Annotated in this window: 14 protein-coding genes; 7 read left to right on the plus strand and 7 right to left on the minus strand. The window is 38.3% G+C overall.

Annotated elements, in window-relative coordinates; genetic code table 11:
- Window positions 1-41: 41 nt before the first annotated feature.
- The 5 genes from lpxB (at window position 42) to tilS (ending at window position 7,863) form a co-directional block, all read left to right on the plus strand.
- Window positions 42-1,253, plus strand: coding sequence for a lipid-A-disaccharide synthase (lpxB, locus tag EPA86_RS12080; RefSeq protein ID WP_140603958.1), 1,212 nt, complete (start codon window positions 42-44; stop codon window positions 1,251-1,253).
- Entirely contained in the window at window positions 1,240-1,866 is a 627-nt protein-coding gene (gene rnhB, locus EPA86_RS12085) for a ribonuclease HII (RefSeq protein ID WP_140603960.1), read from the plus strand. Before lpxB ends, rnhB begins: the two co-directional genes overlap by 14 nt.
- Window positions 1,859-5,377: a DNA polymerase III subunit alpha gene (gene dnaE, locus EPA86_RS12090; RefSeq protein ID WP_140603962.1), complete on the plus strand. Its 3,519-nt coding sequence runs from the start codon at window positions 1,859-1,861 to the stop codon at window positions 5,375-5,377. The genes rnhB and dnaE overlap by 8 nt, the downstream gene beginning before the upstream one ends.
- Before the next feature lie 99 nt (window positions 5,378-5,476).
- Complete coding sequence (accA, locus tag EPA86_RS12095) at window positions 5,477-6,433, plus strand: acetyl-CoA carboxylase carboxyl transferase subunit alpha (protein WP_140603964.1); 957 nt, start codon at window positions 5,477-5,479, stop codon at window positions 6,431-6,433.
- A 35-nt stretch (window positions 6,434-6,468) separates the two neighbouring features.
- Window positions 6,469-7,863 (plus strand): tRNA lysidine(34) synthetase TilS, encoded by a 1,395-nt coding sequence (tilS, locus tag EPA86_RS12100; RefSeq protein WP_140603966.1) that lies wholly within the window; start codon window positions 6,469-6,471, stop codon window positions 7,861-7,863.
- A 136-nt stretch (window positions 7,864-7,999) separates the two neighbouring features.
- Here tilS and sstT read toward each other — a convergent pair whose 3' ends face one another.
- Window positions 8,000-9,226 (minus strand): serine/threonine transporter SstT, encoded by a 1,227-nt coding sequence (sstT, locus tag EPA86_RS12105; protein WP_140603968.1) that lies wholly within the window; start codon window positions 9,224-9,226, stop codon window positions 8,000-8,002.
- Window positions 9,227-9,431: 205 nt separating this feature from the next.
- Here sstT and EPA86_RS12110 point away from each other — a divergent pair, with 205 nt between their 5' ends.
- Window positions 9,432-10,001: a PhnA domain-containing protein gene (locus tag EPA86_RS12110; protein ID WP_140603970.1), complete on the plus strand. Its 570-nt coding sequence runs from the start codon at window positions 9,432-9,434 to the stop codon at window positions 9,999-10,001.
- A 45-nt stretch (window positions 10,002-10,046) separates the two neighbouring features.
- On the opposite strand, the gene EPA86_RS12115 is transcribed toward EPA86_RS12110, so the two are convergent.
- From EPA86_RS12115 to EPA86_RS12140, 6 genes are all read right to left on the minus strand, one after another.
- A complete protein-coding gene (locus EPA86_RS12115; RefSeq protein ID WP_140603972.1) occupies window positions 10,047-10,511 on the minus strand; it encodes a methyltransferase family protein in 465 nt (154 codons plus the stop codon).
- A 115-nt stretch (window positions 10,512-10,626) separates the two neighbouring features.
- A complete protein-coding gene (gene fur / locus EPA86_RS12120) occupies window positions 10,627-11,070 on the minus strand; it encodes a ferric iron uptake transcriptional regulator (RefSeq protein ID WP_140603974.1) in 444 nt (147 codons plus the stop codon).
- 178 nt (window positions 11,071-11,248) lie between these two features.
- Complete coding sequence (fldA, locus tag EPA86_RS12125) at window positions 11,249-11,773, minus strand: flavodoxin FldA (RefSeq protein ID WP_140603976.1); 525 nt, start codon at window positions 11,771-11,773, stop codon at window positions 11,249-11,251.
- Window positions 11,774-11,805: 32 nt separating this feature from the next.
- Window positions 11,806-12,087, minus strand: coding sequence for a LexA regulated protein (ybfE, locus tag EPA86_RS12130; RefSeq protein ID WP_140603977.1), 282 nt, complete (start codon window positions 12,085-12,087; stop codon window positions 11,806-11,808).
- Window positions 12,088-12,092: 5 nt separating this feature from the next.
- Entirely contained in the window at window positions 12,093-12,314 is a 222-nt protein-coding gene (locus EPA86_RS12135) for a DUF2788 domain-containing protein (protein ID WP_118960039.1), read from the minus strand.
- Window positions 12,315-12,507: 193 nt separating this feature from the next.
- Complete coding sequence (locus EPA86_RS12140; protein WP_140603979.1) at window positions 12,508-13,326, minus strand: alpha/beta fold hydrolase; 819 nt, start codon at window positions 13,324-13,326, stop codon at window positions 12,508-12,510.
- Between the two features lie 312 nt (window positions 13,327-13,638).
- Between EPA86_RS12140 and seqA the strand changes: the two genes are divergently transcribed.
- Window positions 13,639-14,193 (plus strand): replication initiation negative regulator SeqA, encoded by a 555-nt coding sequence (gene seqA / locus EPA86_RS12145; RefSeq protein WP_140603981.1) that lies wholly within the window; start codon window positions 13,639-13,641, stop codon window positions 14,191-14,193.
- Window positions 14,194-14,207 lie beyond the last annotated feature (14 nt).

Below are 14,207 nucleotides of genomic sequence, written 5' to 3' on the forward strand. Positions count from 1 at the left end.
CAGCGCTATATAGCGCTGTTATTTTTTCAAGTGAATTTACCGTGAATCAATCAACATTATCAAATCAAGAAAAGCAAACCAGTGAAACTTTTACGCCAACCTTTGCTATTGTCGTAGGAGAGCACTCAGGTGATACCTTAGGTGCAGGCTTGATGGTTGCCTTAAGAGGGCAATATCCCAATGCTAAGTTTATTGGTATTGGTGGCCCTAAAATGCTGGCACTCGGCTTTCAAAGCCTATTTGATATGGAAGAGCTTGCTGTAATGGGCATTGTTGAAGTGTTAGGACGTATCAGGCGCTTATTATATGTAAGAAAATCACTGACCCAATACTTTACTGAAAATATCCCTGATGTTTTCATTGGCATTGACGCTCCAGATTTTAATATTGGATTAGAGGCAAGGTTAAAAGCAAAAGCTATTAAAACCGTACATTATGTCAGTCCATCAGTTTGGGCTTGGCGTGAAAAAAGAGTCTTTACCATCGCAAAAGCGACTGATATGGTTTTATCGTTATTGCCATTTGAAAAAGCTTTTTATGATAAGCACCAAGTGCCTTGTACGTTTGTTGGTCACCCCCTTGCTGATGATATCCCTATGGAAAGTGATAAAGTCTCTGCTCGAAATGAACTTGGTTTAGCACTTGATAACAAAGTCTTAGCATTAATGCCGGGCAGTAGAGGAGGTGAGTTATCACGCTTGCTTGCCCCCTTTTTATTATGTGCTGAACAACTATATAAAGAGGATAGCTCACTTACTTTTGTCGCCCCAATGATAAGTGAAAAACGCGCAGAACAATTTAATGCCTTGAAAAGTGAGCTGGCGCCTAATCTACCTGTTAATGTCATTATTAATCAAACTCAAACGGTAATGGCCGCAAGTGATTGTTTATTAACTGCTTCAGGTACTGTGACCCTTGAGGCGGCTTTAATTAAAAGACCAATGGTTATTTGCTATAAGTTCAGCCCGATAACCTATTTATTGGCTAAGTGGTTAGTTAAATTACAGTGGTTTTCTTTGCCTAATTTGCTGGCGAATAAATCTTTAGTGCCAGAGCTTTTGCAAGATGAAGTCTGTTTAGAAAAAATGTTTCCGCTAGTTAAAGAAAGGTTATATCAAGATCAGTCAGACCTGAATGAAAGCTTTAAAGCTATTCATCAACAACTTCGTTGTAATGCAAGTGAGCAAGCAGCCAAAGCCATTGTTCAGTTAATGCCAAAGGTCTCGTTAGAGGACAATCATGACAAAGACTAAAGAACTCCCTGAATTTCAGTATCCTATTGCCTATTGTATCGCAGGTGTTGATGAAGTCGGACGAGGACCGTTGGTCGGTGATGTTGTAACAGCCGCAGTTATTTTGGATAGCGATAATCCAATAGAAGGTTTGATGGACTCTAAAAAACTATCTGAAAAGAAACGTGAAATATTAGCTGAGCAGATAAAAGAGCATGCAATCGCTTGGGCAATTGGTCGAGCAACGCCAGAAGAGATAGACACCCTAAATATTTTGCATGCTACCATGTTAGCTATGCAACGTGCAGTGCAATCACTGGCGGTTGAACCTGATTTTGTTCTAGTGGATGGTAATAGATGTCCCACATTTATCGGCAGCCACGGTGAGTTATCAAGTGAAGCGGTTGTTAAAGGTGATGCGAGAGTTGCAGAAATAAGTGCAGCATCGATATTAGCTAAAGTAGCACGTGATCATGATATGATAGCTCTTGATAAAGAATATCCTGAGTACGGTTTTGCTAAGCATAAAGGTTACCCTACGAAAGCCCATTTAGAAAAAATAATTGAGCATGGTGTATTAGATAATTACCGCCAAAGCTTTAAGCCTGTTGCTAAGGTGCTAGCAAATGACTGATACGGATCTTGAACATAACTTGGAATCACAATCCCCGCCGGCATTTGTCCACTTAAGAGTACATAGTGATTTCTCAATGTGCGATGGACTGAAAAAAGTTAAGCCTATTGTTGCTAAAGCATCAGAATATAAAATGCCCGCTTTGGCAATAACTGATCAAACAAACCTTTGTGGTTTAGTAAAGTTTTATCATGCAACCCACGGCGCTGGTATTAAACCTATTATAGGCTGTGATTTTTGGGTACAAAGTGAAGAGTTAGGAGATGAGCTTTCTCGTCTAGTCGTATTAAGTACTAGCAATGTTGGTTATAAAAATTTAACTGAATTAATCTCTAAAGCTTATCTTCGCGGTCATGTTCAAAATAGAGCGGTCATTGATAAAAACTGGCTGGTGGAGTTTAAAGAAGGGCTAATATTACTCTCTGGAGGCAGAGAAGGTGATATTGGTAAAGCCTTGATTAAAGGTAATCAAAAGCTTGCTGAGCAAATGGTTACTTTTTATCAGCAACATTTCGATGACTGCTACTTTTTAGAGTTAATTCGTACTGGGAGAACTGATGAAGAGAATTACCTTCATTTAGCTGTTGATTTTGCTGAGCAGTTTCAATTACCTGTTGTTGCAACCAATGAAGTGGTTTTTCTTTCACCTGATGATTTTGATGCTCATGAAATTCGTGTGGCAATTCATGATGGTTATACTCTTGATGATAAGCGCAGACCTAAGCGCTATAGCAAGCAACAATACTTACGCAGCGAAGAAGAAATGTGTGAGTTGTTTAGTGATATTCCTGAAGCGCTCGCTAACTCAGTAGAGATTGCTAAACGTTGTAATGTTACGGTAACCCTTGGTGAATATGTTCTGCCAGATTTCCCGACCGAGGGACTGGAAATTAATGATTATTTTATTAAAGTTTCAGAAGAGGGCTTACAAGAGCGCTTAGAGCATCTGTTTGATACTAGTGCAGAAAACTTTGCTGAAATACGTAAACCTTACGATGACCGATTAGCTGTTGAACTAGAGGTTGTTAATAATATGGGTTTCCCTGGCTACTTCCTTATCGTTATGGAATTTATTCAGTGGAGTAAAGACAATAATATTCCTGTAGGTCCAGGTCGTGGATCTGGTGCGGGCTCTCTTATTGCGTACGCACTTAAAATAACCGATTTAGATCCTCTAGAGTTTGATTTACTTTTCGAGCGCTTCTTAAACCCTGAACGTGTATCTATGCCAGATTTCGATGTTGATTTCTGTATGGATAGACGAGATGAAGTTATTGATCATACAGCTGAATTATATGGTCGTGATGCTGTATCACAAATTATTACCTTTGGTACCATGGCTGCGAAAGCAGTGATTCGTGATGTTGGGCGTGTATTAGGTCATCCTTATGGTTTTGTTGATCGCATTTCAAAATTGATACCTCCCACACCGGGCATGACTTTAGATAAAGCGTTTGAAGAAGAGCCGAAGTTACCTGAAGTCTATGCGCAAGATAGTGAAGTAAAAGACTTGATAGATATGTGTCGTATATTAGAAGGTACGACACGAAATGCTGGTAAGCATGCTGGTGGTGTTGTTATATCACCCACCACAATTACTGATTTTGCCCCACTGTATTGTGATGAAGAGGGTAATAACCCAGTTACCCAATTTGATAAAAACGATGTTGAAGATGCAGGTTTAGTTAAGTTTGATTTCTTAGGTTTACGTACCTTAACCATTTTGCAGTGGGCTATTGAAATCGCTGATGAAAAACTGCTTAAAGCTGGTAAGAATCCAATCGATATTGCTGCTATTCCACTCGATGATAAAGCTTCTTTTAAACTTTTGCTGGCATCACAAACCACAGCGGTATTCCAGCTTGAATCCAGTGGTATGAAGTCATTAATTGATAAGCTAAAACCCGATTGTTTTGAAGATATTATCGCACTGGTGGCCTTATTTAGACCAGGTCCTTTGCAATCAGGTATGGTTGATAACTTCATCGAACGTAAACATGGCCGTGAAGAAATAAGTTACCCAGACTCAACTTGGCAACATGAAGACTTAAAGCCGGTATTAGAGCCAACATACGGTATTATTTTGTATCAAGAGCAAGTAATGCAAATTGCACAAGTACTTGCTGGTTATTCCCTCGGTGGAGCGGACATGCTTCGTCGAGCCATGGGTAAGAAAAAACCTGAAGAAATGGCTAAACAGCGTGCAGGCTTTGAGCAAGGAGCGGTTGACCGTGGTGTAGACGGCGAGCTAGCAATGAAAATTTTCGATTTAGTTGAAAAATTCGCTGGCTATGGTTTTAACAAATCTCACTCTGCTGCTTATGCGCTAGTTTCATATCAAACATTATGGATGAAAGCACACTTTCCTGCGCCCTTTATGGCTGCGGTAATGTCTGCAGATATGGATAATACCGATAAAATTGTTACCTTAGTTGATGAATGTAGCAATATGGAACTTGATTTACTGCCACCAGATGTTAATGCTGGACAATATAAATTTACGGTAAATGATGATAATCAAATTGTTTATGGTATTGGTGCGGTTAAAGGCGTAGGTGAGGGTCCTATTGAGGCCATCATTGCCGCGCGAGAAGAAGGCGGACCATTCCTCGATTTATTCGATTTTTGTGCGCGTTTAGATTTAAAGAAAACTAATAAACGTGTGTTAGAGCGTTTGATAAAATCTGGCGCAATGGATAATTTAGGGCCGCACCGTGCAGCCATGTTTGAAAGCTTACCCGAAGCAATCAAAGCGGCCGAGCAACATGCAAAAGCGCAAGCACTTGGGCAAAATGACTTATTTGGTTTAATTAACGAAGAGCCGGAAGATACCCGTCAAGCATTTAAAGAAGTCAAAGAATGGCCAGAAGAGCAATGGCTTGATGGAGAAAAAGAAACGTTAGGCTTATATTTAACGGGTCACCCAATTAATCGTTATCTTAATGAAATTAAAAAGTATGCTTCAGGTCGGTTAGTGTCAATGCAGCCAACAGGTCGAGATAGGCAAGCTGTTGCCGTTGGTTTAGTGATTGGCGTCAGAGTGTTAGTGAATAAAAGAGGCCGTCGTTGGGCACTTGTTACTCTTGATGATAAGAGCGCTCGCATGGATGTTCGCTTATTTCCTGATGATTATGATACCTTTGCAGAACTGCTAGTAAATGATGCAATTTTGGTCTGTAGTGGACAGGTCAGCTTTGATGATTATTCTGGTGGTAATACAATGACGGCTCGGGATATAATGACCATCACTGACGCTAGGGAAAATTACGTTAGTTCGCTTGATGTTATCATTGATAATGAAGTGGTTGATGAGCAGTTTATTGAACAGTTTGAGCAAGTATTGACACCTCATAAAGAGGGGACTTGTCCTGTTCGAGTATTCTATCGCCGAAAAGAAGCATCAGCTATGCTGGAACTGGGTGTCCAGTGGCGAGTTACGCCAGCAGATATGTTATTATACGAATTAAAAGCATTGTTGGGTGAGGAAAGTGTCACCTTGCAATTTAAATAATTAAGCTATTACTGTTAATTATTTAGCAGTAAAGTATCACGATTAAACAGTACCGTTTTTGTAGCGCTACTTAATATTTATATAGGTAAAAGTAAGCATATGTCATTAAATTTCTTGGATTTTGAGCAGCCCATTGCTGAGTTAGATGCTAAAATTGAAGAGCTTCAACTTGTTAATACAGGTCAAGAGCTTGATCTTGATTTAGAAGAGCAAATAGCGCAATTACGTGAAAAAAATAAAGAGCAAATGACAAAAATATTTGCCAATTTAGATCCGTGGCAAACAGCGCGTGTAGCTCGTCATCCTCAGCGTCCTTACACTTTAGATTATATTCCTCGCATATTTACTGAGTTTGATGAATTAGCTGGCGATCGTGCCTATGCTGATGATAGTGCTATTGTTGGTGGTACTGCGCGCTTAGATGGACAACCTGTTGTGGTAATAGGTCACCAAAAAGGTCGCTCAACAGCTGAGAAAGTTAAGCGTAATTTTGGTATGCCAAGACCTGAAGGTTACCGAAAAGCACTTCGTTTAATGGAAATGGCTGAACGTTTCAATATGCCAATTATCACCTTTATTGACACGCCAGGCGCTTACCCTGGTATTGGTGCTGAAGAGCGTGGTCAAAGTGAAGCAATCGCTAGAAACTTAAAAGTGATGGCTCGTTTAACTGTACCTATTGTGTGTACGGTTATTGGTGAAGGTGGATCTGGTGGTGCATTGGCCATTGGTGTTGGTGATCGCGTCAATATGTTGCAATATGCAACGTACTCAGTAATCTCACCAGAAGGTTGTGCGTCAATCTTATGGAAAACAGCTGAAAAAGCTTCAACAGCGGCTGAAGCTATGGGTATTACCGCATCACGTATTAAAGAGTTAGATTTGATCAATAGTATCGTTGAAGAGCCTTTAGGCGGTGCACATCGAGACATGGACCAAATGGCAGCCATGTTAAAGCAAGCGATTAAGACAGATTTGAACGATTTAGATGGCATGTCTAAAGAAGAGCTCATTGAAAAACGTTATGACAGACTAATGTCATTCGGTTACTGTTAAGATAATAAGGCAGCTCAGGCTGCCTTTTTTCATTTATGGACATTAACTCATCTTTAAAGGCTTTCTTTCACTCGAAACCTAATCACCCAATTGTTATTGCATACAGCGGTGGTGTCGATTCTCAAGTTTTACTTCATGCACTATCAAGCTTAAAGCAGCAAAACATATTTGCTAATAATATTATTGTATGTCATGTAAACCATGGCTTAAGTGATAATGCCTTGTATTGGCAATCGTTTGCTGAAACTCAATGCCAACAGTTAAATGTTGAATTGAAAGTATGCGCGGTAAACGTTAAGGAAAAAGCTCAACATTCCTTAGAAGCCTTAGCGCGAGATGCACGATATCAAGCTCTTATTCAGGTTAATCAGCAGCAATCTTATATTGTTACTGGCCATCATAGTGATGATCAGGTCGAAACCTTTTTATTAGCCTTAAAACGGGGCTCAGGATTAAAAGGTTTATCTGCAATGGCTGAGCAAACAAAGCTACAGCAACATATACTTGTTAGACCATTGCTACAATTTACCCGCGAGCAAATTATTGCTTATGCTAAGGAGCATAAGCTTGATTGGGTTGAAGATGAATCTAATCAAGATACCAGTTTTGATCGAAACTTTTTGCGCCAAGATATTATTCCCCAATTAACTCAGCGTTGGTCTAGCTTTAATCAAACGGTTAACCGCAGTGCAGCGCATTGTGCAGAAGGGCAGTTATTGCTTGATGAGTTAGCCGAGCAAGATTTAATTGCAAGTAGGAAAAGTGATTTGAGTTTGCGTTTAGCGGCGTTAAGAAACCTTTCTATAGCAAGGTTTAATAACTTAATTCGTTACTTCTTATCAACTCATCATACTTTGATGCCAACTAGTCAGCAGTTAGGGCAATTAAGACAGCAAATATCAGCTGATGATGATAAAACTCCGCAAGTAAAGTTAGGGGATAAATATCTCCGTCGCTATAAAGGTGCGCTTTATTTAACACCAGAGTTTAATGATATATCATCGTGGAGTGTATTATTAAACCTGAAACCTTTAGTGAATTCACATGTAGAGCTTAGCTTACCTGATGGTTTAGGGAGCCTTTATTTTATTGGGCAGTATATTGATAAGCAAAGTGATGATCAGAAAAGAGAAGAACAAACAGTCGTATTAACAGGCAAAATGCAACAGGTGAAAGCGCCAAAAGATGGCCAAAAAGTTACGATCAAATTTTCTCATAATAATCCTAAATGTTTACCTGACTATCGACAGCACTCAAGGGCGTTGAAAAAAGTACTACAAGAATTAAATTTGCCACCTTGGCAAAGGCAAAGAACACCATTTTTATTTTACGATGAGCAATTAGTTGCGGTAATTGGACATTTTGTTTGCCAAGAGTTTATGGCAAGTCAATCAGAGCAATCAGTTACTGTTTGCTGGCAACAAGATTAGCGGCTACCAAAGTTAGTGCCTTTCATTGCGCGAAATTGTTTTATTAAGTTCTGCTATTTGAATAAAAAAACCGCTTGTGAATTACTTCGCAGGCGGTTTTTATGATTTATGAGCAGCAATAAATGCTTAGTTTAGCTTATTTTGAGGTAATATGATGAGATGCAGCTGCCGAGAAAACCACATCAGTTGAGCTGTTCAGAGCAGTTTCTGCAGAGTCTTGTATCACTCCAATAATAAAACCGATGGCGACGACTTGCATGGCGACATCGTTAGATATACCAAATAAGCTACAAGCTAACGGAATTAATAATAACGAGCCACCAGCAACACCTGATGCACCACAGGCTGAAATGGATGCCACAATGGATAATAAAATGGCTGTCGCAAAGTCCACTTCAATACCTAAGGTATTTGTTGCTGCTAAGGTTAGTACGGTAATGGTGATGGCAGCACCCGCCATATTAATGGTTGCCCCTAAAGGAATCGAGATAGAGTAAGTATCTTCATGTAGATTCAACTTTTTACACAGCGCCATATTGACGGGAATATTTGCAGCAGAGCTACGTGTGAAGAATGCTGTGATACCAGACTCTCTCAAACTTGTAAAAACCAAAGGGTAAGGGTTTTTCCGAGTAACTAAGTAAACAATTAAAGGATTAATTAATATTGCAATGATCAGCATAGCGCTTAGCAAGACAACAAGTAACTGACTGTATTGTGCAATCACGCTAAAGCCTGTTGTTGCTAAGGTATTACTAACTAAACCAAAAATGCCCACAGGGGCAAAACGTATAACAAATCTAACAATATCAGAGATGGCATCACTTAAATCTTGTAACATGCTTTTAGAGCTCTCATTGGCTTTCTTAAAAGAAAAACCTAAGCCTAAACCCCAAGCAAGCACGGCAATAAAATTACCACTTGCAATGGCGGTAATCGGGTTTTCAACTACTTTAAGTAGCACGTTTGATAATACTTCGGTTAAGCCTTGCGGTGGATTAGCACTAGCAGCTGGAATTTCTAAGGTGAGTGTTGTAGGCATCATAAAGCTTAGGGCAACAGCTACAAACGCTGCCGACAATGTGCCAATTAAGTAAAGGCCAATAATAGGCTTTAACTCAGCATCACTGTTTTGTTTTTGATTAGCAATGGAAGAGGCGACTAAAATTAAGACTAAAATCGGAGCTACAGCCTTAAGTGCATTAACGAATAAACTCCCAAGTAATGAAAAGCTTTGTGCAGTATCTGGTGAAAAGAAAGCAAGAATACTAGCAAGTATTATGGCAACGAGGATTTGGCTTACAAGGCTGGTTGAGGTTAGTCTTTTAAAAAGGCCAATTTTTTCAGTAGCTTCAATGGTCATAAGTTTCTAATTTTAATTGTTGTTAAGAATATGAATGAAGATAGTTTTTCTTATTGTGGCTCACTTGTCTAGCCCATTTCGATAAGCCGAGTGAAATATCTGCTGATTAACGACAAAAGAATAGTACATCTAACTTTGTCACTTTTTTTTTGCAAACAGGTGCGTATAATTGCGCCATAAAATTTCACCCGATTAAGGAATACCAATGGCAACTGAACAAGCACTAAAACAACGCAGTAATTCAAGCTGTGAATTATGTGGCTCTACAGAAAACTTATCTGTATACCCTGTGCCACCAACAAGTGATTTAAGTGCGCAACAATCAATCTACACTTGCCAAGGGTGTTTATCACAAATAGAAGGTAAAACTGAGCTAGATGTGAATCACTGGCGCTGTTTAAATGACAGTATGTGGAATCAAGAACCGGCAGTACAAGTCATGTCATATCGCTTGCTACATAAGCTTTCTACAGAAAGCTGGGCGCAAGACGCATTAGACATGATCTATCTTGAAGATGAGGTGAGAACTTGGGCTGAGCAAGGTATAGCGGCAGAGCAAACAAACGGGCCTACTCGTGATAGTAATGGGGCAGAATTACAAGAAGGTGATAACGTTACCCTCATTAAAGATTTAAAAGTTAAAGGTGCTAATTTTACTGCAAAGCAAGGGACAATGGTACGTGGTATTTCTTTAACAGATAACCCTGAACATATTGAAGGTAAAGTTAACGGCACGCGAATTGTTTTAGTAGCTGCCTATTTAAAGAAAGCTTAATACCAACTTATCAGGTACGGCTTTAATCAGTTAAATCCAACTTGGTTAAAGCCAACGTCTTACTCTTTGACAATATTCTTCATACTCCTGGCCAAATAACTTTTTTAGCGCACTCTCTTCTGGCTTGATCTGAAAGCGAGTTATATAAAGTACGAAAACAGGCAAAACGAATATTGATACAGTGTTAGTGGTAAGTAAAGCGATAGCTAGTAAACCAAAAAGCATTGCTAAGTACATAGGGTTTCTTGAAAAGCGATACACGCCAGTGCAGACAACTTTTGATGCTTTTTCAGGAGTATGAGGATGAAACGTAGTACCATGTTTTTTAAAATCAAGTAATGCATGAACAGCCAAATAAATAGCGGATAACAGTAGTATTGCAGGTATATAGAAGTTGTTGAGTAAGGGAAGTTGCTCAGCATAAGAATATTGAGGCAATAGCCAATAGCTTAAGCACATAAGTATAATGGCTATAATACATTGCACAATAGGGATGATCTTGAGGTCCATCTTCAGTACTCCAAACAAAAAAAAGCTAACTAATAATAATTAGTTAGCTTTATTAAAGCAATATAGTGTGTTTTAGTTTTTATTCAGATAAAGCCCTGAAAGAGTGGGCTTATAACTAAAGTGTGCTTTTTCTAAACTCTTCACATGCTACCTTATCTTCACACTCACCGTAGAGGTATAAACTGTGATTAGTTAAGGTAATATTGTGAGAGTCAGCGATGTCTTTTTGCCTTTGTTCGATAACTTCATCTTCAAACTCGACAACTTTACCGCACTTTAAGCAAACTAAGTGATCATGATGGCTTTTATGAGCGAGTTCAAATACAGACTTTCCGCCTTCAAAGTGATGACGAGTTACAATGCCTGCATCATCAAATTGGTTTAATACTCGGTATACTGTAGCCAAACCAATTTCTTCATTTTGATCTAATAATATTTTATAAACATCTTCTGCACTAATGTGTTGGTTATTAGGCTGTTGAAGTATGCTAAGGATTTTTATCCTTGGCAGGGTGATTTTTAACCCAGCTCTTTTTAGCTCTTCGTTTTGATCTGCCATATTATTATTCTCTGAAATGATTAAAATTAAAGTAGGAAAAGTATAGGGGGTTCTTTCTCAAGAGAAAAGCATTACTTTCGATTATGGTATTATTTTATAAATATATTGCGTAAAAAATAATAAAAGCCCAAAAATGGGCTTTTATTTGAACAAACTACAGAGCTTTGTTGAGTATAGTTTATGCAAACTCAGCTAAACACATTTCATCATTTAACTGGGCTAACCATTTATCAACACGTTCTTCAGTTAACTCGGCTTGTCTATCTTCATCGATACATAAACCAATAAAAGTGTTTTCATCAATAAGTGCTTTTGAAGCTTCAAACTCATAACCTTCAGTCGGCCAGTTACCAACCACTATAGCACCGCGTGCTTCAACGATATCGCGCAATGGCTCCATAGCGTCACAGAAATACTCAGCATAGTCTTCTTGATCGCCTAAACCGTATATGGCGACTAATTTATCAGTGAAATCAATTTCTTCTAATTCTGGAAGGAAATCATCCCAATCGCATTGGTTTTCACCGTAATACCATGTCGGTATACCTAAAATTAATAAATCAAATTCTGCGATTTCTTCTTTAGTACATTTTGCGATGTCTTTTACGTCAACCATTTGTTTGCCCAGTTTTTTCTGGATCATTTTACCAATAGCTTCTGTATTGCCTGTATCACTGCCGAAGAATAAACCTACGATTGCCATGAAATTTTACCTTACTTACGAATGATTAATTGTTAGTCTTCTTTAGCTGCTAATGATTCTATTAACAACGACTCGATGAGTTCACTACGGCTCATATCCTGAGCTTTAGCTAATTTTTCTAACTGTTCAAATAAGCTATGATGAACTTTGAATTCAACACGCTTTAACCCTTTATTCTTGTCTCTTTTAACTTGATTTCTTTTGTTTATCTTAATCTGAACACTGCGTGAGTGAGGGTTAGTCTTTGGACGCCCAGGACGCTTTTCGTCATTAAATAAATCAATAGTTGTTAAATCAGATACTTCTTTTGCCATGATGATTAACCAACGCCCTGACTTTCCCAAACGAATTGGATAATGCCTTTAGCGATAAATCCTGCACAACCTAAAAATAAAACGAAGTATACGACTACTCGCCCCATTTTTGGTACGTCATTTTTTGTCATTACATCATGAATAGATAAACCAATAAAACCAAAGATAAATAAGAAAAATAAATTAAGCCCAATAGCTTCAATAAGTTCTAAATGTTCCGCTAACATGTGTGTTTTGTGCCCATGTAATGAAAGAAAAATGGATAGCTAAAAAAAATTGGCCGCATTATAGCATATCCTATTCACCATACCATTGGTGGAGCAAATAAAACTTAGAATTCTTATAGATTAACTTTAGCGGTTATTGCTTAATATGGTTTTGATCTTTATCAAAGCAAACATCCGTTTAAATAATTACCCTTTATTCGCTGTTTAAGAAATTAAGCACTATTTTATTAAAAGCCGTAGTTTTTTCCGCATGGAGCCAATGACCTGCGCCTTGAATAACTTTGGCTTTACTGGCAGGAAAAAGCTTCACAATAGCTGCTTGGTGCTCTGGTAGAATATAATCAGAGTTGCCACCTTTTATGAATAAAGTTGGTTTTTCAAAAGTCTGAGCAAAGTGACTATTATCTTGCTCATCTATAGTATTAGCTTGCATTATCTGGCTATAGCACTGGTCTATGAAAGCTAAGTTACACTTGAAATAAAACTGCTTTTGCTCATTCATTGCGATATTACGCAACAAAAATTGGCGAACACCTGACTCTTGCACATAGTCACTTAGCTGATCGTCGGCATCTTTTCTTTTATGCACTTTAGCTAAATCAATGGCTTTAAGGCCATTGATAATTTGTTGATGGTGATTAGGATATTGAATAGGAGCAATATCAGCGACAACTAATTTATTAATTCTATCACCATGTTCAAGCGCTATTTGCATGGCAATCTTACCGCCCATTGAATGACCAAGAATATGTGCTTTATTAATAGCTAAATAATCAAGTAAATTGATAACATCTCTAGCTAACACTGAATAATCCATGTCATGCGCGTGAAATGATCCCCCGTGATTCCTTACATCAATGCTGGTAACGGTAAAATCATGCGCCAGTGTTTTGGCAACCATATTGAGGTTTTCTAAACTGCCAAATAAACCATGAATGAGAATAATATGTTCGCCTTGACCTACTTGCTGGTAGTTTAGTAATGGCGAGTCTGTTTGTGCAGAAGTAGTCATATTTGTGCTACATAGAGTTTCTTTTAAAGATTTTCTGCATATTACCTCGATTCAAAATGTCGGTCTAGCAAGCTAGGAGGATAAATACAGTACTTAACTTCTATTGCTTTGCAGACGCTTTGAGTTTTTTGGCACTAATTTATTAAGTTTTGCCATGCGTTAGCGAATGAGTCATCGTAATTCTTTGTGTTAAATTTTCACGTATTGGCCGATAAAAGCTAAATAATTAGAATATTTAGCGGTAATTTAGTATGGCAGGATGCGTTAAACCTCAGTATAATTTCGCGCGAAAATTATAAGTTAGGGGTTTTAATGAAAAACATCGAGATAGATGAAGAGCTATATCAATATATTGCGAGTAATACTCAGTATATTGGTGAAAGTGCATCGGCCATTTTACGCAGGTTATTACAATTAGATGTGACAAAAGTTAAAGATGTTACCACTACTAAAATTGTATCAGAACCAAAAGTTGAGCAAGTTACCCCCACTAAAACTGTGCAAGCTGCAACAGAGATAATTGAAGATCAAACCAGTGTTTTTGATTTTATCAATAAAGAAGAACTTGCGATGCAGCGAGGTGCTGTAGGGCGTTTTCTACTAATTTTAGCAGCCCTGTATCGCGCTCACCCTAAAGAATTTGACGTTGTTACTGATATCAGTGGTCGCGATAGATTGTATTTTGCCCACAGCGAAGAAGAATTGGCCGCAAGTGGTAGTAGTACAAAACCAAGACAAATACCTGAAAGTCCTTTCTGGGTAATTACTAACTCAAATACTACGCGTAAAAAGATGATGCTTACTAAAGCGGCTTCATCATTGGGGTATAAAGACGTAGAAGTTGAAAAAATAAGAGAATTACTATAACCGTTTATTAAAGG

Origin of the sequence: Litorilituus lipolyticus (assembly GCF_006439335.1) — a bacterium.
Classification (GTDB): Bacteria; Pseudomonadota; Gammaproteobacteria; order Enterobacterales; family Alteromonadaceae; genus Colwellia; species Colwellia lipolytica.